This window comes from Micromonospora sp. RTGN7 (assembly GCF_033804645.1).
GTDB lineage: Bacteria > Actinomycetota > Actinomycetes > Mycobacteriales > Micromonosporaceae > Micromonospora.
Genome location: NZ_JAPZLF010000017.1, coordinates 29,349 through 52,738, shown reverse-complemented (window position 1 = coordinate 52,738; position 23,390 = coordinate 29,349). Strand labels below are relative to the sequence as shown.

Genomic DNA, 23,390 nt, shown 5'->3' with positions numbered 1-23,390 from the left:
CAGGCGGAGGAGGATCCCATGACGCTGTCCCGAACAGGCGCCCGGCTGGCGACGGCCGCCGTCGCCACCCTCGCCACCGCAGCCGGCGCGGGCCTCGCGGTCACCGGCGCCCAGGCCGCGGCCGGCGGCTGCCGCGTCGACTACCAGCTCACCAATCAGTGGCCCGGTGGCTTCGGCGCGAACGTCACCCTGACCAACCTCGGCGACACCCTCACCAGCTGGGCGCTGACCTGGTCCTTCACCACCGGGCAGACCGTCACCCAGGCGTGGAACGCGACCGTCACCCAGAGCGATGCCCGGGTCACGGCGACGAACGTCGGCCACAACGGCAATCTGCCCACCGGGAGCGGCACCTCGTTCGGCTTCAACGGCACCTGGAACACGGCGAGCAACCCGGCCCCCACGTCCTTCGCCGTCAACGGCGTGACGTGCACCGGCACCCCGACGCCCGGCCCCACCACCCCGGCCCCGACGACTCCGGCTCCGACGCCCACCGGGCCACCCAGCACCGGATGGAGCCCCCCGGCGAACCTGGTTACCCCGCTGAACGAGGTGTGGGCTCACCAGGAGAGCACCTACAACAACCTGTACGGCTTCCGCAACTACGGCTGGGACCAGGTCTTCGCCAACCGCGGCTACCTCAACTTCTGCGTGCGGTGGGACTCCAGCGCCACGGTCACCGCCGCCCAGCGCGACCAGATCCACGCCGCGCTCTCCCGGCAGTACAAGAAGTGGATGGACGTCATGGCCGGCCACAACGGCTGGCCGTACGGCGACGTGCCGGTCAAGGTGGTCGGCTGGGCCGTCCGCGACCGCAACCAGTTGCAGTGGTCGGACAGCTCCGTCGACATCTACGTCAACAACATCCGCGAGAACGCCCCGCAGTGCGCCGAGCCCTGCGGCCGGTTCTTCAACCAGAGCGGCCAGTACCCGAACTGCCCCGGCGGGGCCGGCCACCACTACGACCAGTCGCTGTGGCTGACCGACGGGTTCGGCGGCGGCGCGGGCGGTGACTGGGGCCAGCGGGTGGGCCGCGAGTACTTCATGGCCAACCTCAACACCGACTCGATGCACATCCTGCTGCACGAGGTAGGCCACACCTTCGGGCTCGACGACTTCTACGACTGGACGCCCACCGGCGTCGGTGGCTTCCTGATGCAGGCCGGCAGCGCGACGACCATCACCGAGTTCGACAAGTGGATGTTCCGCGACTGGTGGCGCCACCTGAAGAGCCGCTACGGCCGCTGACGCGTCACGGTGCCTATTCCCGCGATCGGCGGGTATGCCGCCCTGCCCGTACCGTTGGAAGGGGATCAGATGTCCGAACGGCACACCACACTGCGCTCGATGCACGATCTGGGCCTGGCGGCCTGGTTCGGCGGCTCGCTGATGGGGGCGCTCGGCGTCAACGGCGCGGCGGCGCAGGTCAACGACTCGACCCAGCGGCTCCCGACTGCCTCGGCGGGGTGGGCCCGGTGGACGCCGGTCAACGCGGCGGCGATCGGTGCGCACCTGGTCGGCGCCGTCGGCGAGCTGGTCACCGAGAGCCCCCGGGTGGTCGCCCAGTCCGGGGTGGCCAGGGTGAGCGTGGTGAAGACGGCCCTCACGGTCAGCGCGCTCGCGGTCACCGCATACAGCCGACTGCTCGGGATGCGGTTACAGAAGGCGGGCGGCCCATCCGTCGAGGGGACGACCGAGCCGAACCCGCAGACGCCGACCGACGTGGCCACCTGCCAACGGCAGTTGAAGATGCTCCAGTGGGCCATTCCGGCGCTCACCGGCGCGATGGTGGTGGTCACGGCGTACATGGGTGAGCAGCAGAAACCGGGCCAGGTCTTCCGGGGGATCCTGGGCCGCGTCGGCGGGTTCGGCAACACGCACAAGATGATGGGAAACATGGTCGCGATGGACGCGGTCAGGCGTCACATGGCGATGTCCGGCCGCTGACCGCGGCGCCACCCGTGCCGCGCCGGGCCGGATCGGCGGGGCATGGGCGGCGCGCGCGGGCGGGAAACCAGCGCCCGGTGGCGCAGACCGACCAGCGAGGTGGCCATGACGAACAGGGACGGATCGACGACCGGCGGGGAGGCACGCGGACCGCGGTCCGCCGCCCCGACCGACACCAGCGAGGGGTTCGACGCCGATCCGCCGTGGGGCGCCGGTGAGGACTCACCGATGAACGAGGGCAGCGAGGAGACCGCGGTGCCACCGGGCAACCTCGGCGACCGGCGGGCCGGCGCACCGGCTTCGCCCACGCCGCCCGAGGGGCGGCACGGGTTCGGCACCGTCGAGAAGACCCCGGTCACCGAGGCGGGCCCTGGCGCGCCACCCGATCCGGCACCGTCGCGGCGTACGTTCCCGGACGACACCGCCGGCGGTGACCTGCCGGACAACTCCCTGGAGGAGTCGACCGGCATGCACCCGGAGGGCATTAGCCGGCGCGGCTGACCCGCATCCCGCAGGCCGGCACGGTCGCCGGCGCCAGGACCTCGACCAGGCGGGCGGTGTCGCGCTCCTGGTCTCCGCAGCAGTTGTGCCGCTGGCCCACGCGGCGCTGCGGCCGTGGAAGCGGACCACGGTGCGGAGTGGCCGGAGCTGTCGGTGGGGGTGGCTAGGGTGCCATTGACCTCGACACCAAGGACGGTGGCATGACCAGTACCGAGCAGCTCCTCACCGGCGAGCGGGCCGACCTGCTGAACGCCCTGCACCAGCGCCGCGCGTTCCTACGGCACACCGTGGACGGCATCACCGACGCGCAGGCCGCCGCGCGCAGCACCGTCAGCGAGCTCTGCCTCGCCGGCCTGATCAAGCACGTCGCGACCACCGAGAAGCGGTGGATGCGGTTCACCGTCGGTGGCGCGGAGGCGATGCAGGCCACCCCGGTCGACTGGGCCGGCCAATTCCGGATGACCGACGGGGAGACGCTGGCCGGCCTGCTCGACGACTACTCCCGGGTGGCCACCGCGACCGACGAGTTGGTGGCCACGCTGGACCTGGACGCGGCCTACCCACTGCCGGAGGAGCCCTGGTTCGAGCCCGGAGCCAGCTGGTCGGTGCGCCAGGTGCTGCTGCACATCATCGGCGAGACGGCCCAGCACGCCGGGCACGCCGACATCATCCGGGAGGCGATCGACGGGGCGAAGACGATGGGCTGACCCGCCCGAGGCTCACCCGGACCGGTCGACGACGTAGTCGGCGAGGGCAAGCAGGAACCGGCCGTCCTCGGAGTCCGCCCGCTCGCCCAGCGCCGCCGCGGCCTCCGTGCGGGCGGCGTCGGCCAGGTCCCGGGCCTGTCCCTGGGCCACCGTCACGCTGTCGTACGCGAGTAGCCGGCGGTGCAGCCAACGCACCTCCGCGGCGGTCCGGGCGACGCGGGCGGCACCGAGGAAGCGCACCGCCCGCTCCCGCTCGGCCGCGGTGCACCGGTCCAGGAAGTCGATCAGGATCAGCGTCCGCTTGCCCTCCCACAGGTCGCCGGAGATCTCCTTGCCGTAGCGGGCGTAGTCGCCGACGAGGTTGAGCACGTCGTCCTGGATCTGGAAGGCCGCACCGAGGAACCAGCCGTACCGGTCCAGCCGGTCCATCCCGGGCCGGCCGTCGCCGACGGCCAGGATGCCGGTGCGGCACGGATAAACGCACGTGTACCAGGAGGTTTTCTTCAGGCACATCCGGTAGTAGTCGTCGGCGGTCAGGTCGCAGGCGTTGTCCCGGATCCAGCCGACCTCGATGGCCTGCCCCTCCAGGGAGTGGCGCAGCATCAACCGGGTCTGCTCGACCAACTCCCAGGTCGTGCCGGAGCCGAGGACGTCCCGGTTGGCCAGCAGCCGGTCCAGGGCGAGCAGATTCGTCATGTTGCCCACGTTCAGCGCCACCGGAACCCCGTAGCGGGCCGACAGGGTGGGGGCGCCCCGACGCTGCTCGCTGCCGTCCTGGATGTCATCGTGGATGAGGAAGGCGTTGTGGAACAGCTCGACGGTGGCGGCGACGTTCACCACGGTGTCGTCGTCGGTGCCGCCGAACGCGCGGCAGGTCGCCACGCACAGCGCCGCCCGCAGTCCCTTGCCCGCCCGGCCGGGGTAGTCGGCCACCAGGTCGTACAGATACCGGGGGCCGCCGGTGGGCAGTTCGGCCAGCAGGGTGGCCATGGTGCGGGCCCGGTAGCGCGCGAGCAGCACGTCGACCGGGCTGTCGGTCACGGTGGCGGTCACCGGTTCAGCGGCCGTCGGCGGGCACGCCCGGCTTGGCGCCCGGGGCCACCGGGTCCCCTTCGGCCCGGCGGGTGCCGGCGGAGACCCGGTCGAGCAGCCCGTTGGCGAACTCGGGGGTGAGCCGGGCGAGGTCGAGGAGGCTGTCCAGCGCGTCGTGGGCGTCCGCGGCGTACCGACGGGTGAGGTCGTCGCCGGAGGCCGGGGTGGGAAGCTGGCCGACCACCATGTCGATCAGGGCGTGGGTGTCCTTGCGGACCCGCCCCACCACCTCGTCGAACGCCGCCGGGTCGACCCGCCGGTCCGCGGTGAGCCGCTCGGTGAGCCGTCGGGCGCTCTCGACGCCCCCGGCCAGTTCCTCCTCCAACACGGACGCCGCCCGGGTCACCGCCTCCGAGAGGGTCTCACCGACCCGGTCGAACCGCTCGTCGGAGCCTGTGGTCTGCGCTTTCGGGTCTGACATGGCTTCTCCTCCACCGACGTTGCCTGGGGCGGAGTCTCGCACCGAAGGGGAGGCCAGGCGGCGGACTGTAAGGATGTCGACCCACCCGGTCCGCCTCCGCCGGGCACCTTCGGCCGGTGGCCGGCGGGTTCCCGGCTGGTAACTTGCCCCGATGAGTCTGCGGCGTCGACGCGTGGCGGTCACCCTGCGCCTGGCCATCGTGATCAGCGTGCTGGCCGGGATCGCGCTCACCGCCCTCGGCCCGGCCACGATCACCGGGCTGCTGCCGTACTTCACGATCCAGAGCAACGTCGCTGCCGGCCTCCCCGCCGGCTACGCCGGTTGGCAGGCATGGCGGGGCCGGCCCGACCCGCCGTCGGTGCTCAAGGGCGCGCTCACCCTCTACATCACCATCACCGGGGTGGTGTACCACCTGGTGCTGGCCAACCCGGCCAGCCCGTTCGCCATGGCGCAGCCGGACCGCACGCTCGGCGAGGCATGGGGCAACCAGTTCCTGCACACCGTCGTGCCGCTGCTGGCGGTCGCCGACTGGACGCTGTTCGACCCGCGCGGCCGGCTGAGGCTGCGGCACGCCGCCTGGTGGTTGGCCTTCCCGCTGGCGTACCTGGGATTCGCGCTGGTCCGGGGCCTGATCGTGCACCGGTACCCGTACCCGTTCGTCGACGCCGGGCAGCTCGGCTACGCCGGCGTCGGGCTCAGCTCGCTGTTCTTCGCGTTCGCGTTCTGGTTGCTCGGGCTGCTCCTCGTGGGCGTGGACCGGGGCCTGTCCCGACGCGCCCGCCCGGGCGAAAACCGGACCCACCCGATCGGGGCGACTCCGGACAACTGGGCCTGAACCCCGCAGCCGGCACACCCTCGGCCGGGCCCGGCCCCGGGTACCGGCGGGCCCCGCCGGATCGCCGGCTCCGGGTGCCGCCAGCCGTTTGCCTGGGCGCTGAACGGGCAGCTCACAGGCGGAATGTTGACGCCGGAGGAACGGGGGGACCCGAATGCGCGCGCTGCGGTTGCCGAAATGGAAGTCCGAGCCCGAACTGGTCGAGGTCGACGAGCCCACCCCGGGTCCGGGGCAGGTGGTGGTGAAGATCGGCGCGGCCGGCGCCTGCCACTCCGACCTGCATCTGATGCACGACTTCGACGCCGGCGCGGTGCCCTGGAACCCGCCGTTCACCCTGGGCCACGAGAACGCCGGCTGGGTGCACGCCCTGGGCGCCGGGGTGACCGGCCTGGAGGTCGGCCAGCCGGTGGCGGTCTACGGGCCGTGGGGCTGCGGCACCTGCGACCGCTGCCGGGTGGGCAACGACCCGTACTGCGAGAACCCGGCCGCGGCGCCGGTGCCCGGCGGGGGTGGTGGGCTCGGCCTGGACGGCGGGATGGCCGAGTACGAGCTGGTCCACCAGGCCCGGCACGTCGTGCCGCTGCCCGAGGGGCTCGACCCGGTGCTGGCCGCGCCGCTGACCGACGCCGGTCTCACCCCGTACCACGCGATCCGCCGGTCCTGGCAGAAGCTGGCGCCGGGCAGCACCGCCGTGGTGATCGGCGTCGGCGGGCTCGGGCACGTCGGCGTGCAGATCCTCAAGGCCACCACGGCGGCCCGGGTGATCGCGGTGGACACCCGCGCCGACGCGCTGAAGCTCGCCGAGGAGTACGGGGCCGACCTGACGCTGCGCTCCGGCGCGCGGACCGCCGAGGAGATCCGGCAGGCCACCCCGGGCGGCCGAGGCGCGGACGTGGTCCTCGACTTCGTCGGCGCGGACGCCACGATGACGCTCGGTGTGGCCGCCGCCCGCACCCTCGGGGACCTCACCGTGGTCGGGATCGGCGGTGGCACGCTGCCGGTTTCGTTCTTCTCCGTGCCGTACGAGCTCAGCATCCAGACCACGTACTGGGGCAGCCGGCCCGAGCTGATCGAGGTGCTGGACCTCGGCGCACGCGGATTGGTCCGACCGAAGATCACGAGGTTCGCCCTGGAGGACGCCGTCGACGCGTACCGCCAGATGCAGGACGGGTCCCTGGAGGGGCGGGCCGTCATCGTGCCGTGACCGGCGGCGGGCCGGGCCGGTTTCGCGGCCGCAGCCCGCCGGTCAGTCGGCGTCGAGCAGGCCGCGCACGTAGGCGGCCTGACCAACGTGCTGGAGGTCGTCCTCGGCGACGCTGACCAGCCGGACGCCGAGGGTCACCGGCGGGTCCCAGTCCTCGTCGACCACCCGGTCCAGGTCCCCGGGCCGGAGTCCGGCCAAAAAGCCCCGGGTCCGCTCGGCGACCGCGTCGAAGTAGTCGAGCAGTGCCCGCGCGCTCTCCGGCCGGACGGCGGCGACCTGCTCGGGGGTGTGCGCGAATCCGGTGTCGTCCGGGTCGGCGGAGAGCCCGAACCGGCCCGCCCAGTCGCCGGTGACCCAGATCTGCTCGGCGCCGAGCAGGTCGGCGACGTGGTGGTCCTGGATCCGGGTCAGGTGCCACACCAGCCAGCCGATCGGGTTGGCGCCGGGCGCGGGCACCCGGCGCAACTGCTCCGGCGACAACCCCTGCACGGCGGCGCGGACCAGGCCGGGCAGCCGGCCGTAGGTCTCGGTCAGCACGTCGGTCACGTCCATGCGGTCCTCCTCGGCGTCGGGTCTCCCCCGCGCAGTACCGCAGGAGCGGCCCGGCAAACCTGCGGCCGGCGCAAGGAACCTGCGCCGAGCCGTCGGGCCCGCCCGGCCGCCCGGTCGTCGACCGCCCGGCCCGCACCGACCGCCGGGCTCGCGGTCAAGCGCCGAAGAGATATTCAGGGGTCAATGCAGGGGAGATCACCCCAGCCCTACCAGCAGCGAAGATACGGGTGATTGAATGCGCTACTTTCTTGCGGAGCCCGCAATTCGACAATAAATTTCACGGGGTTCACGCTTAGCCGCGCGGAGGAGAGCCCGTGGATATCACATTGACCTTCGACGCCGCCTACGCCTCCCACGCGGCGGTCGTCATGTCGACCGTCGCCGAGTCCAACCCGGGCCGGTCGATCCGGTACTGGCTGATCGCGGCCGACAACGTGACCACCGCGGCGCGCGCCATCCTGACGGAGGCGGCCGGGCCGGACGCCTCGGTGAAGTACCTCCGAGTGGACGCCTCCCGGGTCAGCCTGCCCAGGAGCAGCGACCCGGTGATGTCGTACCTGTCCTCGGCGATGTACCTGCGCCTGCTGGTCCCGGCCGCCCTCCCCGCCGATGTGCGGCGGGTGCTCTACCTGGACTGCGACACGATGTGCACGAACACGCTGGCCCCCCTCTTCGACGTCGACATGGGCGGCACCCCGCTGGGCGCGGTCATGGACCCGTTCAACCGGCGGCTGCTCGACATGGGCGGCATCCCGGGCCTCGCGGGGTACCCGGACCTGGACCCGTGGGCGTTGTACTTCAACTCCGGGGTGCTGCTCATCGACGTCCTGCGGTGGAAGGAGTACGAGGTCACCGAGAAGTCGCTGTCGTACCTTGCCCGGCACGCCCGTGAGTCGCGGTATCCGGACCAGGACGCCCTCAACTACGCGGTGTACGGCAACTGGTTGCGGCTGCCCCGGCAGTGGAACGACCTGATGGCCTGGCGGCGGGAGCCGGAGTTCGGCGGGAAGCTCTCCGACTCGGCGGTCGTCCACCCCGCCGGACCGATCAAGCCCTGGCAGGCAGGCTTCCCCAAGGGCGCCCGGCGCGACCTCTACTGGCGGCACCGCCGTCGCCACGGCGGCCTGGTGATCACCACCCGCCGCTGACCTTCGGCGCCGGTTCCCGGCCGGCGGGTCGCGGTGGCCGCGCACGACGAAGCCTCTGCCATCATCGTGGCGATGCCCGCGAACCCGACCGCGCCGGTCGCCCATCCGCCGACGGCCCCCGGCGCCCCCGCGCGCGGCACCGTGCTCGAGGCGGTGCTGGAGCGCGTCACGTACGCCAACGAGGAGACCGGGTACACCATCGCCCGGGTCGCCACGGACCGCTCCGGCGACGACCTGCTCACCGTGGTCGGCGCCCTGCCCGGCGCGCAACCCGGGGAGCGACTGCGGTTGGTCGGCAGGTGGGGGTCGCACCCGAAGTACGGGCGGCAGTTCGAGGTGTACAGCTGTTCCACTGTGCTGCCGGCGACGATCCAGGGCATCGAGCGCTACCTGGGCTCGGGGTTGATCAAGGGGATCGGCCCGAAGATGGCGGCCCGGATCGTCGCCGCCTTCGGCGTGGACACGCTGCGGATCATAGAGGAGGAGCCCGGCCGGCTGGTCGAGGTGCACGGCCTCGGGAAGAAGCGCACCGCGGCGATCGGCGCGGCCTGGCAGGAGCAGAAGGCCATCAAGGAGGTGATGATCTTCCTCCAGGGGGTCGGCGTCTCCACCTCGCACGCCGTTCGGATCTTCAAGCAGTACGGCGACGACTCGATCGCGGTGGTCCGCGACGACCCGTACCGGCTGGCCTCCGACGTGTGGGGCATCGGCTTCCGGACGGCCGACGGGATCGCCAAGGCCGTCGGCATCCCGCATGACAGCCCGCAGCGGGTGCGCGCCGGCATCCGCTTCACGCTCTCCGAGGCCGCCGACGACGGCCACTGCTACCTGCCGGAGCCGAACCTGGTCGCCGACGCCGCGGCGATCCTGGAGGTGCCGGCGGCGCTGGTCGCCGCCGCGCTGGCGGAGCTGGTGGCAACCGAGGATGGCGTGGTCGCCGAGGCGGTGCCGAACCGGAGCAACGAGGGCGCCGTCATCCCGGCGATATACCTGGTCCCGTTCCACCGGGCCGAGTCGGCCCTCGCGGCGAGCCTGGTCCGGCTGCTGCGCGACCCGGTGGACCGGATGCCGGCCTTCGCCGACGTGGACTGGCCCCGGGCGCTGGCCTGGCTGCGGGCCCGCACGGGCGCCGAGCTGGCGGCGGAGCAGGAACAGGCGGTACGGCTGGCGCTGACCTCCCGGGTGGCCGTGCTGACCGGGGGCCCCGGCTGCGGAAAGTCGTTCACCGTACGGTCGATCATCGAGCTGGCCGCGGCGAAGAACGCGAAGATCGTGCTGGCCGCGCCGACCGGCCGGGCGGCGAAGCGGCTCACCGAGTTGACCGGCCACCCGGCCACCACCGTGCACCGCCTGCTCCAGCTACGCCCCGGCGGGGAGGCCACCTTCGACCGGGACAACCCGGTCGACGCGGACCTGATGGTGGTCGACGAGGCCTCGATGCTCGACCTGATCCTGGCCAACAAGCTGGTCAAGGCGATCCCGCCCGGTGCGCACCTGCTGCTGGTCGGCGACGTCGACCAGCTTCCCTCGGTGGGCGCCGGCGAGGTGCTGCGCGACGTGCTGGCCGCCGACACCGTGCCCCGGGTGCGGCTGACCCGGATCTTCCGGCAGGCGCAGGAGTCGGGCGTGGTCGTCAACGCGCACCGGATCAACGCCGGGCAGGCGCCGGTGTTCGGCGAGCACCCCGACTTCTTTCTCTTCCCCAGCGACTCCCCGGAGGTCACCGCCGAGCAGGTGGTCGACATCGTGGCCCGACGGATCCCGCGCCGGTTCGGCCTGCGCCCCCGCGACGTGCAGGTGCTCACCCCGATGCTGCGTGGGCCGGCGGGTGCCGGGAACCTGAACACCCTGCTGCAACAGGCGATCGCCCCGCACCGCGAGGGCACGCCGGAGCGGCGGCACGGCGGGCGGGTCTTCCGGATCGGCGACAAGGTGATCCAGGTCCGCAACAACTACGACAAGGGCACGGCCGGGGTCTTCAACGGCACCGTCGGGGTGGTCACCGCCCTGGACGTCGACGACCAGACCCTGGTCGTACGCACCGACGAGGACGAGGACGTCAGCTACGAGTTCCACGAGCTCGACGAGTTGCAGCACGCGTACGCCATCACGGTGCACCGGTCGCAGGGCAGCGAGTACCCGGCGGTGGTGGTGCCGGTGACCATGGGCGCGTACCCGATGTTGCAGCGGAATCTGCTCTACACCGCCGTCACCCGCGCCCGAAAGCTGGTCGTGCTGGCCGGCTCGCGCAGGGCACTGGCGATAGCGGTGCGGACCGCGGGCACCGGCCGCCGGCACACGGCGCTGACCCACCGGCTCTCCCCCGGCCGGCCCTGAGCCGGGGGCCGGGCCGCGGATCATCGCACCGCCTGCTCCCGTTACTCGGCGATCCGGGTACGGCCGGTCCAGTGGAAGACCACGGGCACCTCGCCGGTGACCCCGGAGATGTCCCGCTCGAAGTGCTCGTAACCGCCGTAGTGGCGCACCTTGATCTTGTGCTCCACCGGGGAGACCTGGCGGCTGCGCAGGTCGCCCGGGAGGTTGACCGGCCCACCCTCCAGCACCACGTCGATGATGCTGGCGGCCTCGTCGCTGATGGTCCTGGCCGGAACCGGCCGGGCGAACCGATCGTCGCCGTTGACGATGGGGCCCGCCGTCGAGAGGGTGGGGGCGGGATCGGAAACTGTCATCGCACGACCTCCGTCGCTCGTCGCTCCGCCTCGGACGCCGGCCTGGTGGCGGCGCGGGTTACCGGCGGGGGCGGCACCCCGTCCGCGGAGACGGAACAGGCGGCGGGAGAACGCCCTCCCGCTGGCCGGTTGACGTCCCGTCCGCGCCAAACGTAATACAGATCACACTCGACGGACACCCTTAACCACCCCTAGCAGAGGGGCCGCGCGCACAACGGCGCCGTGTCGGCCAGGACCGGCACGGCGCCGTGAGCGGGGAACCCTCCCCCACGGAAGGCATGGGGAAGGCTTACTCCCAGCGGAAGAAACGGATGGCGAGCACGCTGCCGAGGACGGCGGTGATCGCCAGGGCGAGCAGTTGCGGCCAGGCCGGGCTGTCGCCCGCCCAGGCCGCGGCAATCGTGTCGACGGTCGCGCCGAGCGGCGAGTAGTCGCCGATCCGGGCCAGTACGGCCGGCATCTGGTCGCGCGGCAGCCAGGCACCGGCGAGGAAGAGCAGCGGGAAGAAGAGCGTCGGCCCGATGGACTGGGCCGCCCGGGCGGACGGCGCGAGCGCCGCGATGAGCAGGCCGATGGAGAAGAGGCAGGCCACTCCGAGCAGGAACGCCAGCACGAAGCCGGGCACGTTGGCCGGGGCCGGCTGGTCCAGCAGGAACCGCACGCCGATCGCGGTGACGACCGCCCCGGCCACGCCCATCACCAGGTTGACGACCACCTGCGCCACCAGCAACAGGGCCGGGTTGACCGGCGTGGTGGCGAGGCGACGCAGCACCCGCCGCTCCCGGTAGATGCCCAGCGCCATCGGCAGGGTGAACAGCGCCAGCATGCCGATGGTGAGGCCCAGCGCGAGGGACGGCAGGAAGGTCAGCTCGGCGTGTTGCCCGGCGCCCCCCTCGGATGCGCCCCGTTGCGGCAGCCCGAAGACCAGCATCAGGCCCAGCGGCAGGGCGAAGATGAAGAACAGCGACACCGGCTCGCGCAGGAACAGCTTCGCCTCGACGGCGATCAGCTTGGACAGGGCGTTCACGAGGACCTCTCGTCGGTCGACGGCGAAGTGGCGGCCCGGACGCCGCGGCCGGTCAGCGAGACGAAGGCGTCGTCCAGGGTGGGCTGCACGACCCGCAGCGCGGTGTACCGGATCTTCTGCTCGGACAGCGTCGAGAGCACCGTCTGGAGGACCTGCTCGGGGCCGGTGACCGTGATCTCGTCGCCGTTGCGACGCACCCCGGTCACGTCGGGCAGCCCGGCGAGCAGGGAGTCCTCCACCGGGTCGAGGGGGCGGAAGTACACCCGGTGTTCCGTGCTGACCCGGGCGAGCAGGCCGCTGGGGGTGTCGATGGCCACCACCCGGCCGGCGTCGATGATGGCCAGCCGGTCGCAGAGCCGCTCGGCCTCCTCCATGAAGTGGGTGACCAGCACGACGGTCACCCCTCGGTCACGGATCCGCTCGACCAGTTCCCAGGTGTCGCGCCGGCCCTGCGGGTCCAGGCCGGTGGTCAACTCGTCCAGGATCGCGATCTCCGGGCGGCCGACCAGCGCCAGGGCCACCGAGAGCCGCTGCTTCTGCCCACCGGAGAGCTTCTGGAAGGCTACGTCGCGCTGCGCGGTCAGGCCAAGGTCGTCCAGCAGTTCGTCGATGTCGGCCTGGTTGCGGTAGAAGGACCGGTACAGGTCCAGCGCCTCGCGGACCCGCAGCTTGTCGGGGAGCTGGCTCTCCTGCAACTGGGCGCCGACGCGGTGCCGCACCTCGGTGCGGTTTCGCACCGGGTCGAGGCCGAGCACCCGGACGGTCCCGCCGTCGGCGCGGCGCAGCCCCTGCACGCACTCCACCGTGGTGGTCTTGCCCGCCCCGTTGGGCCCGAGCACACCGAAAATCTCGCCCTGGTCGACGGTGAAGGAGACGTCGTCGACGGCGATCTTGTCGCCGTAGCGTTTCTGCAGGTGCTCGACTTCGATGACGGGCATGGGCGTCGTCCTCCTCGGGTGCGGGTTGTCGTCCGGAGGGCGCGCCCTCGGGGAATCGCGGTGCCGCCGTGCTGAGCGGTGCCGTGGTGCTGGGGATTTCGCGGTGCTGGGGATTTCGCGGTGCTGGGGAGGCCCGGTGCGGGGGGATCGACCGACGCACGGCCGGTCGCCGCCGGATATCATCCGGCCATCCGAGGCACGAATCAACCCATCGGCTGACGAATCGGGGTACGGGGTCCGCCGACAGGGGTACCGGCACGTGGTCGAGCAGTCGCAGCAGGTCCAGCCGGCCCAGCAGGTCCCGGGCCCGCGCGCCGCTGCGGCCGGTCGCCACCGCCAGCCCGATCCCCCGCCCGCGCAGCGTGCCGAGCACCCCGGACGACCTCGGGCGCGCTGCGCCACCGCATCGTCGCACCGGTCACCACGCCACCTCCCACCCCACGTCCGACCTACCGGCCGGCGACGGTCGGTAGGGGTGGCCGGCCCGGGGGCACCCCGACTACGGTCGGATCGTCCGGGACCCGCCGTGCCGGGCCTCCGGCGACCACCGTGACCGCACCGGCGCCCCGCGAACCCTACCGGCGTCCCGGGCGGTCCGGCCCGCTCTGCGGGTCCGCCGTGGTCGGCTGGCGCGTCGCCGGTCGGGCGCGGGTCCGAGCCGCTGGAGAGGTGCGCCCACATGCCGCTGCTGAGCTGGCTGTCCGAGTCCGCCGACGACCGCCCGGACGCGATCCGGGTCGACGACCGGGCGGTGTCCGGGATGGAGCTGCGCCGGCTCGCCTCGGCCGTGGCCGACGACCTGCACGGCGTCGACCGGGTGGCCGTAGCGGCGACGTCCACCCTGGAGACCGTGGTCGGCGTGGTCGGCGCGCTGCTGGCCGGCGCGGCGGTCGTACCGGTGCCGCCGGACGCCGGCCCGATGGAACGCGACCACATCCTGCGCGACTGCGGCGCGACGGCCCTGCTCGTCCCGGCGGACGACGACCGTCCGGCCGACGGCACGGGCCCACGGGCGGTCCCGATCGACCTGGCCCGACGGTCGGACACCGTCCACCCCGAGCCGGACCCGGCCGCCACCGCGCTGATCCTCTACACCAGCGGCACGACCGGGGCCCCGAAGGGCGCGGTGATCTCCCGGCGGGCGGTCGCGTCCTGCCTGGACGGGCTCGCCGAGGCCTGGGCCTGGACGCCCGACGACCTGCTGGTGCACGGGCTGCCCCTGTTCCACGTGCACGGCCTGGTGCTGGGGGTGCTCGGCCCGCTGCGGCTGGGCAGCCGACTGCACCACGTGGGTCGGCCCCGCCCCGAGCGGTACGCCGCCGCCGCCGGGTCGATCTACTTCGGCGTACCCACGGTCTGGTCCCGGATCGCCGCGGACCCGGACTCGGCCCGGGCGCTACGCCCGGCGCGGCTGCTCGTCTCGGGCAGCGCCGCCCTGCCCGCAGCGGTCTTCGCGGACCTCGCCACGCTCACCGGCCACCGGGTCGTCGAGCGGTACGGGATGACGGAGACCCTGATCACGGTGAGCGCGCGCGCCGACGGGCCGCGCCGGCCGGGGACGGTGGGGGTGCCGCTGCCCGGGGTGCGCACCCGGTTGGTCGACGAACACGGCGAGCCGCTGCCCGCAGACGGGACCGCGATGGGTGAGCTACAGGTCAGCGGCCCGACCCTCTTCGACGGGTACCTCAACCGGCCGGACGCCGACACGGCCACCCGCACCCCGGACGGCTGGTTCCGCACCGGGGACATCGCCACGGTCGACCCGGACGGATGGCACCGGATCGTCGGGCGGGCCGCCACCGACCTGATCAAGAGTGGCGGTTACCGGATCGGCGCCGGCGAGGTGGAGGATGCCCTGCTGGCCCACCCCGGGGTCCGGGAGGCCGCCGTGGTCGGCACCCCGCACCCGGACCTCGGCCAGCAGGTCACCGCGTTCGTGGTGGGCGACGGGGTGACCGGGCCGGAGCTGATCGACTTCGTGGCCCGGCAACTGTCGGCGCACAAGCGCCCCCGCGAGGTGCGGCTGGTCGACGCGCTGCCCCGCAACGCCCTGGGCAAGGTGCAGAAGACGCGGCTGACGGCGGACTGACCGGCGTCAGCCGGTGGCCGCCGGGATGCTGATGGCGGTGAGGACCAGGCCCCGGTCGACGAGGAACCGGCCCCGGAAGGCGGCCACCGGAGCGCCGTCGAGGACCGGGCCGGGCACCAGCAGGTGGGCGACGAACGTCCCGGCGGCGTCGACCACGATGTCTGCCTCCGCGAAGTCCAACCACTTGGCGGTGAGCGGGAACCACGCCTTGTACACCGACTCCTTGGCGCTGAACAGCAGGCGGTCCCAGCAGACGGCGGGGTGGGCGGCGGTCAGCGCGGCCGTCCGGGCCCGCTCGGCCGGCAGGGCGATCGCGTCGAGCACCCCCTCGGGCAGCGGCGCGTGCGGCTCGGCGTCCACCCCGAGGGTCGCGAACGCCGTCGTACGACCGACAGCAGCCGCCCGGTAGCCCTCGCAGTGCGTCATGCTGCCGACGACCTCGCCGGGCCAGACCGGCGCGCCGCGCGCGCCCGAGACGATCGGCACCGGGGCGATGCCCAACTCCCCGAGGGCCCGGCGGGCGCAGTGCCGCACGGTGGTGAACTCCCGGCGGCGCTTCTCCACCGCGTTCGCGACGAGCTTCTCCTCCTCGGGGAAGAGAGTCAGGCCGGCGGGGTCGGTGAAGGATTCGGCCACCACCACGGCCGGGGGTAGAATCTGCTCGATCACAACCGCCGATGCTAGGCGCTTCGGTGGCGCGCGCCGACCCGTCGCCGGGGCGCGATCGCGTCGATAGGGGTGGGATACGGGTGGAGAGCGACGGGGACGGGTGCCAATCTGAGGGTGCCCCGGCCCGGCAGGTCGGGGGCGTACAGCGGTCTGACGGATGCGGGACAGTGATGTTGAGTGGCAGGGTGGTGCGGTTCGACGAGGTGCGGGGCTACGGCTTCATCACCCCGGACAACGGCGGAGACGATGTGTTCGTGCACGCCAACACGGTGGACGGCGACAAATGGGCACTGGCCCCCGGTGTCCCGGTGGAGTACGAGTCGGTGGAGAACGACCGCGGCCCCAAGGCCCTGACGGTGCGCGTGCTCGGACCCGCCCCGGCGGGCGAGCGGGCTGTGCCGGCCCGGGTCGCGCCCGGCACTACGTCGACGGCGGGGCGGGGCCGGGAGGCGGGGCAGATTTCGGGCGGGGCCGACGACGAGGAGGGCCTCTGCGACGTGCTCTCCGATCGGGCCTTCTCCACCGAGACGACCGAGGCGCTGCTGACCGCCGTGCCGGACCTGACCGGGGCGCAGATCGTGGCGGTGCGCGCGCGGATGCTGGCGCTGGCTCGACGGCACGGCTGGGTGGAGGGCTGAGCGTCCCCGCGTCGCGGGGCTGGCTGGTCCCCTCCGGTGGCCCTCGGGCCCGGGTCAGCCGGCGGTGATGAGCAGCGACTTCCTTATCCGGCCCTGCGCGCTGCGCGGCAGTTCGTCGACGAAGTGCACCCGGCGGGGCCGTTGGCCGGCCGACAGGTACCGGCCCACGTGGTCGATGAGCACCTGGGCGGTGAGCCCCTCGGCGGCGACGACGAACGCGGTGACCTGCTCGCCCAGCCTGCCGTGCGGGGTACCGACGACGGCCACCTCGCGGACCCCGGGGTAGCTGAGCAGCACCTCTTCGACCTGCCCGGTGTGCACCCGGCGGGCGCGACCGTGCACCAGGTCGGTTCTGCGCCGCCCGATTATCCGGTGCGACCCGTCCGGTGCCACGGTCGCCAGGTCACCGGTGGCGTGCCACCCGACGCTCGCCCGCTGCCGGCACGCGTCGACGTACCCGCTGAACAACGTGGGCCCCCGGATGCTCAACTCGCCGGCCGAGTCGCCGTCGGCCGGTACCGGCCGGCCCTGCCGGTCCAGGACCCGGGTCTCGACACCGGGTAGGGGCGTCCCGACGACCCCGGCGGCGGGGGGCTCGTCCACCCGCCCGGCCACCGCGACGAGGGTCTCGGTCGTGCCGTACCCCTGGATCAGCGAGTGCGAGGTGAGCAGCCGGATCCGTTCGATCACCGCCGAGGACAGCGGGGCATCGGCGGAGACCAGGACCCGCGCCCGGGCCAGCGAGCGGGCCCACAGGCGGTCCTGCGCGATCCGGGCCCACTGGCAGGGCAGGGCCAGGTACATGGTGCCGGCCGGGCCGGCGGGGTCGTCCCGGTCGAGGTGGACGAACCGGCTGCCTACCCGCAGCGCGCCGAGCAGGCCCACCACCAGGCCGTACGCTCTGAACAGCGGGGCGCCCTGGACCACCACGTCCTCCCCGTTCCAGCGCCACGCCTCGGCCAGCAGGTCCAGGTCGACGGCGATGGCCCGCCGGGAGATCCGCACTCCGCGCGGTGGGCCGCTGGCGCCCCCCGTGTAGAGGATCACCGCGTCGGCATGCGGGGGTGGCTCCGGCTGGTGGGTCCAGGACTGCTGCCGCAGGTCGATCGGGACGGTGGGCAGCCCGTGGATGGCGTCGCGACCGAGCAGCACGGTCGCGCCGGACTCCCGCAGAACCCGGGCGCGCTCCGTGGTGTCGGCCTGGGGTGGCAGGGGCACCAACGGCACACCGGCCTGAACGGCGCCCGCCATGCCGACCACCGCCTCCAGGCTGGGTGTCGCGTCGACCGCAACCGCCTCGGCGCCCCGGATCCGGTCGGCGACCGCGTTCACGCAGCCGAGCAGGGCTTCGCTGGAGAGCGTGCGTCCGGCCACCCGAACCGCGTCGGCCCTGTCCACGCCGGATCCCCCCAGTGCCGGCAGCAGTGTCATCCGCCCTAACCTCTGTCGAGGACGTTGACGAGTGTCGGCAGTGGTGGGGACATCGCGGCCACAGAGCCCTTCGCGTCATGGGCGCGGGTAGCCCCATATCGGCCATCCCCGCTCGCTGCGGGTGACCCGAAATTAGGCTGCGCTATCGCCGGGCACAACCCCTAGCCGCAATGCCGCGTAGTCAGGTGGTGGGAACGTTGTCGAGCGGCGTGTCGCTGGATGCGGACGGCCCGGTCTCGGCATAGAGCTTTGCCACTGTGAGACAGCCGCGAACCGGGAGCACCGCCGTGGTGGCACTTTAGCCTTTAACCCGCCTGGTCAAAGCGGCGGCAGGACGGTCCGCCCGGGGGCCGCCGGGTGAGTTGACGTCGTGGGTGCCGTGCGAGGTGGTCGATGCGGTGTGGGGGCAACCGGTCGGTGCAGGCTCGGGGCACGGGACCTGCCCACGGTGAACTCGCGGGCGCCGATCGCCTGCGGGACCCTCGGCACCCGGGCCGGTGCCAGTGCCAAGGGACCGGACAGCTCGCCGGCACCGCGCTGACCTGCCCATCGGCGCCAAGGACAGCCGGTTCCGCCGCCGCACGCGCCTGGGGTGGAGTTCCCGTCCTCGGGTGGGCGGGTGCCGCGCCCGGGGCAAGCCATGGAGCCCACGTCCTGTCGGCCACCTACGCAGACGGTGCGGCTGGCGATGGCCCGCACGCCACCATCGATCTCGTCGGTGCCGTCGGCCGTGCGCTCCGGGCCGGCCTCCTGCCCCTACGTCGGACCCGCATCAGCACCTCCTGGTCATCCGAGCGATCTCCGGACGCCGACAACCCCACGATCATCGCCATCGACCGTACGGGCCCAGCGGATTTACCGCCGGCCCGGGACTCTGGCTACACGGCATTTTCCCTAGCCGTGCCGCTGAGTGCGCCAGCGCAACGTCCACCCCCTTCCGGGCCGATGCGCCAGGCGGGACCGCCACCGTGCCAGCCTCCGCGTGCCCATTGACGGAAACGCGTGGCCCCGCCCGCCGACGGATCACGGTCGGCACCGACCGGCGGTCGCCGAAAATTATGGCGGCGGCTCCCGCAGCGAAATTGCCCACCATTCATATCGGATGATCTACATATTGCCACCGGTCATCATGTTGATTCTGCCAGGCAGACCGCGATCGCTTCGGTAGCCGACGGGCGAGCCCCGCGCTCACGGACAATCCGCCATTAACCAACAAAGCGATGATTGTTTTGCAAATGCCCGAATCAGCCAAGGGGCGCCGACGCCACCGAGGGTGCCCTCGCTCCCGCGCCCCGTCCCGGGAGGGAGCGTCGGCCACCGGTCGGGGATCGCACCCGCCACCGGGCCGGGCCGACACCCATCGGCGCTCAACGGTCCCGCGCCACCGGGCGGCGGCAACAGCCCTGCGGCGGTCCCGCCGGGCACCGTCGCGGACCTGGGAACGCCGGCCACCCCGCCCGACGGGAACGAGGGCGGGCCAGTGGCCCGGCTCCGGCCCCGCCCTTCTGCTCCCCGAGGTCCGGCCGCACCCGATCCCCCGGCCCGGGATGAACTTGCCCACCCGCCGGACACCGGGCGACGGTTGCCGGCGAACGGACCGCCGGGCCCTCGGGGTGGGGCGGGGTCGCCGCCCCACCCCGACCACCCGCAGGGCCAGGCCAAGCCGTGTGCCGGGGGCCGGCGGGGAGGGATCAGCGCACCAGCTTCGCGCAGCGAGCGCTCACCCCGGTCGACGCGGACCTCGCCGCCCTTTCCACCCAATTGTCGGCAAGCCCCGAAAAGGGTATCAACCGGCCAAACAATCGCTCACTCATCACGTTATGAATTCACTCGATGACGTTCCGCTGTCGGCTCCCGCGAACCGCGCCGGCCGGCCGGCGACGCCCCCGGCCAATGTTTGCTCATCCTTTACAGAACTTCCGCTTGCCGCCCAATTGCCAGACTGCCATACTCCCAGCATGTACGGCGGTCGATAACACGAGGGACGTGGCCGAGCGGGTCCGAGAATTGTCGAAGGTGCTGGTAGAGCCAGGTGCAGAAAAACCGGTCAGTCAAGTTAATCGATGGTTCATCCACGGAGTGTGACACTCGTCCGCATTCGCCAATACGGGAATGGGTCGGCAATTGCCGATCCCCGCTTTCGTCCGGCGCGATGGCAAACCAGGGAAGGTGGCGCACCCGGTGACGGCGAACCATGCGCCCCGACCGAGGCCACGTCCATGGAGTTGATCGAACGGTCCTGCCAGCTCGACCTGCTGGCGCGCCGGCTCGTCGGCCTGCTCAGCCCCGCCGACCCCCTCGCCGAACAGCGGCCGGTCACCGTGCTGACCGGCTGCGTCGGCGCCGGCAAGACCAGCCTGCTGCAGGCCTTCGCCCGTCGGACCACCGGGGCCGGCGCCCGGTTCCTCGGGGCGAGCGCCTCCCGCGCCGAGCGCACCGTCCCACTGGAGGTCGTCCGCCAGCTCGTCCGGGCGGCACCGCTCGAGGCCGACGAACGCGCCCGCCTCGAGCGGCTGCTCGACGAGGCCACCCTCGCTTGGGCCGACATGGACGACGACGACCGGGAGGGGCCCGCCCGGATCACCGCGACGATCGGTGGCGCCCTGCTGGAACTGGCCGCGCGGGGCCCGCTGGTCATCGCGGTCGACGACGTCCACCACGCCGACATGCCGTCGCTGCGCTGCCTGGACTACCTGGCCCGGCGCGTCTCCGGCCTCGCCGTGCTGATCGTGCTGACCGAGGCGCCCCGGACCCGTCCGTGGCACCCCGAGGTATACGCCGAGCTGTTACAACCCGCGCGGCTGCACCGCCTCCGGCTCCCCCTACTCACCCGCGACGGGACCTACCGGGCCCTGGCCGTCCGGCTCGGCGTGCCGACCGCGCGGGCCATCGCCGAGGATTCGCACCGGGTCACCCGCGGCAACCCCCTACTGGTGCAGGCGCTCGCCGACGACCACCTGGCCGACGCACCGCACCGCACCAGCCGGCCGGAGGTCGGCGAGGCCTTCCGGGAGGCCGTGCTGAGCTGCCTCTACCGCTGCGAGCACCTGGTGCTCAAGGCCGCCCGGGTGCTCGCGGTGACCGAGGAGCCCCTGCACGGCAGCCTGCTGCCCCAACTCGTCGACGTCCGCTCGGGGTCGAGCCTGCGGGCGATCGATGAGTCGACCAGTGCCGGCCTGATCGGCGACGCCGGGCTGCACCCCGTGGTCGGCCGGGCCGTGCTCGACGGCATGACCGCGCAGGAGCGCGCCCGGCTGCACCGGGAAGCCGCCTGCCTGCTGCACGAGGACGGCGCGCCACCGGTCCGAGTCGCCCGGCACCTGGCCAGGACGGACGAGCTCGGCCAGCCCTGGATGGCCCAGGCGCTGCTCGATGCCGGTGAGCAGGCGCTGTTGGAAGGCGAGGTCGACACCGCCCTGCGCTTCCTGCGCCGCGCCAACCGGGACTGCGCCGACGACTCCGTCCGAGCGCGGATCCGCTCCGCGCTCGCCCGCGCCGAGTGGCGGCTCGACCCGCAGGCCGTGGTCCCCCACCTGCTGGGCGTGGCCAGCGCCGTCCGGGCCGGGCACCTGAACAGTCGGCTGGCCGCGGGGCCGATTCAGTACCTGCTCTGGCACGGTGAGCTCGACAGGGCCCTCGAGCTGGTCCACCACCTCGGCGACCGGCCCGACAGCAGGGACCCGCGCTCCGCCGCCGAACTGCTCGTCACCAAGGGCTGGCTGACCAGCCTCTACCCCGGGGTGGGTATCGACCGGTCGGCGCCCACCCTGACCAGCCGGGACCCGCTCACCATCGCCAAGGTCAAGCGGCGGCTCCAGGGCATCACCATGGTGATCTCCGTGCTCGAACGGGGCGACGCCGGCGCCGTCGAGGACGCCGAGCGGACGCTGGCCACGATCAGACTGAACGACGAGCGGAACATGTGGACCGCCGTCTGCGCACTGATCACGCTGATCTACGCCGACCGGCTGGACCTGGCCGCCGACTGGTGCGGCCGACTGGGCCGCACCGCCACCACGAACCGGCAACCCACCCCGGCGGCGATGCTCGCCGCCCTCGAGGCGGGGATCGCCGGCCTTCGCGGCGACCTGCCCCGGGCGCAGAAGCTCGCCGACACCGCCCTGGCCCAACTCTCGCCGAAGGGCTGGGGCGTGGTGATCGGGATTCCGCTGGCCATCCGGCTGCGCGCCCTGACCTTCATGGACGAGCTCGACGCGGCGGCGGCCTGCCTCCAGATCCCGGTGCCGCCGATGCTCTTCGAGACCCCGTTCGGTCTGCACTACCTGCATGCCCGTGGGCTGCACGCGCTCGCCTCCGGCAGCCCGGAGAGCGCCCTGGCCGACTTCCAGCTCTGCGGGCAGCTGATGACGTCGTGGCGACTGGACCTGCCGGCCCTGCTCCCCTGGCGGACCGAGTCGGCCCGGGCCCTGCTCCAGCTCGGCCGCAGTCGGCAGGCCGAGAAGCTGGTCCGGGAGGAGCTGCGCCGGCTACGGCCCACGCACGTCCGAAACCGGGCCGCCGCCCTGCGGGTGCTGGCCGCCGCGGAGGACGGTCGGGACCCGATCCCGCACCTGCGCAGCTCGGTCCGCCTGCTGCGCCAGTGCGGCGACCGGATGGAGTTGGCGCACAGCCTCACCGACCTCGGGCACGCCTACCAGCAGGCCGGTGACCTGCGGCAGGCCCGCAAGGCGACGCGGGCCGCCCGGACGCTGGCGCAGGAGTGCGGCATCCCGGTGCTACGGCCCGGCATCGCCACCGCCCGCAGCGGGTCGACCGAGGCCGACCCCGACGTGACGGTCGTGGTGGCGGGACTCAGCGACACGGAGGCCAGGGTGGCCACCCTGGCCGCGCAGGGCCACACCAACCGGGAGATCGCCGAGAAGCTCTTCCTGACGGTCAGCGCCATCGAGCAACGGCTGACCCGGATCTACCGCAAGCTCGACGTCAACTCCCGCGGTGAGCTGGCCGCCCGGCTGCGCCTGAGCCGGCCCGGCGCGACGCCGGCCGAGCACCTGGGGGTCCCCCGCGTCGGCCGGTGCCCGGACGGCGACGTCCCGGCCTGACCGAGAGTCACTGCCGGGCCCGGCGGCCGGGGCGAGCCCTCAGCTGGCGCCCCGGGAACGAACGACCATATGACACCATCACCCCGCATCGTCGACAACCGTCGTCGATCGTGTCTACTCGCGACACCGTTCGGTCGACCCCTGCACCCCTTGTGGCGCGATCGCAACCCCTAATAGGCAATGAGATCCGCAGGTTTGGCCACGAAACGATGGGGTCTCGCTCCCGTTGTCGCACCACCAGCCCGGTGCCAGACTCGCCTGGACGTCGAATCGCTCGCTGGGGAGCGCGGTCCGGCAGGGGAACGTCCAGGTCCACCCGGCATGGCGGCCCGGTGCGCTCAGCCACCCACCCAATGGCGGGTAGGTGGCGGAGGGGCGGCTGTCTGGCCTGGGGGAGGCGGTGTCGGTCGGTACCGGTGGTCCCGGTTCGACACCGCG

19 protein-coding genes are annotated in these 23,390 nt (G+C 72.9%); 11 read left to right on the top strand and 8 right to left on the bottom strand.

Annotated features, from left to right (window positions below; all coding sequences use genetic code 11):
- Positions 1-18: 18 nt before the first annotated feature.
- From SNR22_RS22375 to SNR22_RS22360, 4 genes are all read left to right on the top strand, one after another.
- Positions 19-1,248, top strand: a complete 1,230-nt coding sequence (locus SNR22_RS22375) for a cellulose-binding domain-containing protein (protein WP_320068600.1) — start codon at positions 19-21, stop codon at positions 1,246-1,248.
- A 69-nt stretch (positions 1,249-1,317) separates the two neighbouring features.
- On the top strand, positions 1,318-1,947 hold the full coding sequence (locus SNR22_RS22370) for a hypothetical protein (RefSeq protein WP_320068599.1): 630 nt from the start codon (positions 1,318-1,320) through the stop codon (positions 1,945-1,947).
- 105 nt (positions 1,948-2,052) lie between these two features.
- Positions 2,053-2,448, top strand: a complete 396-nt coding sequence (locus SNR22_RS22365) for a hypothetical protein (RefSeq protein WP_320068598.1) — start codon at positions 2,053-2,055, stop codon at positions 2,446-2,448.
- Positions 2,449-2,648: 200 nt separating this feature from the next.
- Positions 2,649-3,155, top strand: coding sequence for a DinB family protein (locus tag SNR22_RS22360; protein ID WP_320068597.1), 507 nt, complete (start codon positions 2,649-2,651; stop codon positions 3,153-3,155).
- Between the two features lie 12 nt (positions 3,156-3,167).
- Here SNR22_RS22360 and SNR22_RS22355 read toward each other — a convergent pair whose 3' ends face one another.
- Positions 3,168-4,208 carry a polyprenyl synthetase family protein gene (locus SNR22_RS22355; RefSeq protein ID WP_320068596.1) on the bottom strand — a complete coding sequence of 347 codons (1,041 nt, stop codon included), beginning with the start codon at positions 4,206-4,208 and terminating at the stop codon, positions 3,168-3,170.
- 4 nt (positions 4,209-4,212) lie between these two features.
- Positions 4,213-4,668 carry a hypothetical protein gene (locus tag SNR22_RS22350; protein ID WP_320068595.1) on the bottom strand — a complete coding sequence of 152 codons (456 nt, stop codon included), beginning with the start codon at positions 4,666-4,668 and terminating at the stop codon, positions 4,213-4,215.
- Between the two features lie 151 nt (positions 4,669-4,819).
- Between SNR22_RS22350 and SNR22_RS22345 the strand changes: the two genes are divergently transcribed.
- Both SNR22_RS22345 and SNR22_RS22340 read left to right on the top strand, forming a co-directional pair.
- Positions 4,820-5,503 carry a Pr6Pr family membrane protein gene (locus SNR22_RS22345; RefSeq protein WP_320068594.1) on the top strand — a complete coding sequence of 228 codons (684 nt, stop codon included), beginning with the start codon at positions 4,820-4,822 and terminating at the stop codon, positions 5,501-5,503.
- 154 nt (positions 5,504-5,657) lie between these two features.
- Positions 5,658-6,707 carry an NAD(P)-dependent alcohol dehydrogenase gene (locus tag SNR22_RS22340; protein ID WP_320068593.1) on the top strand — a complete coding sequence of 350 codons (1,050 nt, stop codon included), beginning with the start codon at positions 5,658-5,660 and terminating at the stop codon, positions 6,705-6,707.
- A gap of 42 nt (positions 6,708-6,749) precedes the next feature.
- Here the strand turns inward: SNR22_RS22340 and SNR22_RS22335 are convergent, their stop codons facing one another.
- On the bottom strand, positions 6,750-7,259 hold the full coding sequence (locus SNR22_RS22335; protein WP_320068592.1) for a mycothiol transferase: 510 nt from the start codon (positions 7,257-7,259) through the stop codon (positions 6,750-6,752).
- Positions 7,260-7,573: 314 nt separating this feature from the next.
- On the opposite strand from SNR22_RS22335, the gene SNR22_RS22330 reads away from it, so the two are divergent.
- A complete protein-coding gene (locus SNR22_RS22330; protein WP_320068591.1) occupies positions 7,574-8,407 on the top strand; it encodes a glycosyltransferase family 8 protein in 834 nt (277 codons plus the stop codon).
- A 72-nt stretch (positions 8,408-8,479) separates the two neighbouring features.
- Positions 8,480-10,744 carry an ATP-dependent RecD-like DNA helicase gene (locus SNR22_RS22325; protein ID WP_320068590.1) on the top strand — a complete coding sequence of 755 codons (2,265 nt, stop codon included), beginning with the start codon at positions 8,480-8,482 and terminating at the stop codon, positions 10,742-10,744.
- Positions 10,745-10,785: 41 nt separating this feature from the next.
- Here SNR22_RS22325 and SNR22_RS22320 read toward each other — a convergent pair whose 3' ends face one another.
- From SNR22_RS22320 to SNR22_RS22310, 3 genes are all read right to left on the bottom strand, one after another.
- The gene (locus SNR22_RS22320; RefSeq protein WP_320068589.1) at positions 10,786-11,097 is read right to left on the bottom strand and encodes a DUF5988 family protein; all 312 of its coding nucleotides are present in this window, start codon (positions 11,095-11,097) and stop codon (positions 10,786-10,788) included.
- 289 nt (positions 11,098-11,386) lie between these two features.
- On the bottom strand, positions 11,387-12,124 hold the full coding sequence (locus tag SNR22_RS22315; protein ID WP_320068588.1) for an ABC transporter permease: 738 nt from the start codon (positions 12,122-12,124) through the stop codon (positions 11,387-11,389).
- Positions 12,121-13,062 carry an ABC transporter ATP-binding protein gene (locus tag SNR22_RS22310; protein ID WP_320068587.1) on the bottom strand — a complete coding sequence of 314 codons (942 nt, stop codon included), beginning with the start codon at positions 13,060-13,062 and terminating at the stop codon, positions 12,121-12,123. Before SNR22_RS22310 ends, SNR22_RS22315 begins: the two co-directional genes overlap by 4 nt.
- Positions 13,063-13,741: 679 nt before the next feature.
- On the opposite strand from SNR22_RS22310, the gene SNR22_RS22305 reads away from it, so the two are divergent.
- On the top strand, positions 13,742-15,151 hold the full coding sequence (locus SNR22_RS22305) for an acyl-CoA synthetase (protein ID WP_320068586.1): 1,410 nt from the start codon (positions 13,742-13,744) through the stop codon (positions 15,149-15,151).
- A 6-nt stretch (positions 15,152-15,157) separates the two neighbouring features.
- Here SNR22_RS22305 and SNR22_RS22300 read toward each other — a convergent pair whose 3' ends face one another.
- Entirely contained in the window at positions 15,158-15,820 is a 663-nt protein-coding gene (locus tag SNR22_RS22300; RefSeq protein WP_320068585.1) for a 4'-phosphopantetheinyl transferase family protein, read from the bottom strand.
- 170 nt (positions 15,821-15,990) lie between these two features.
- On the opposite strand from SNR22_RS22300, the gene SNR22_RS22295 reads away from it, so the two are divergent.
- Positions 15,991-16,458, top strand: a complete 468-nt coding sequence (locus SNR22_RS22295) for a cold shock domain-containing protein (protein WP_320068584.1) — start codon at positions 15,991-15,993, stop codon at positions 16,456-16,458.
- A 54-nt stretch (positions 16,459-16,512) separates the two neighbouring features.
- On the opposite strand, the gene SNR22_RS22290 is transcribed toward SNR22_RS22295, so the two are convergent.
- The gene (locus tag SNR22_RS22290) at positions 16,513-17,889 is read right to left on the bottom strand and encodes an AMP-binding protein (protein WP_320068583.1); all 1,377 of its coding nucleotides are present in this window, start codon (positions 17,887-17,889) and stop codon (positions 16,513-16,515) included.
- A 2,219-nt stretch (positions 17,890-20,108) separates the two neighbouring features.
- Here SNR22_RS22290 and SNR22_RS22285 point away from each other — a divergent pair.
- A complete protein-coding gene (locus SNR22_RS22285) occupies positions 20,109-22,952 on the top strand; it encodes an AAA family ATPase (protein WP_320068582.1) in 2,844 nt (947 codons plus the stop codon).
- The last annotated feature ends 438 nt before the right edge of the window (positions 22,953-23,390 follow it).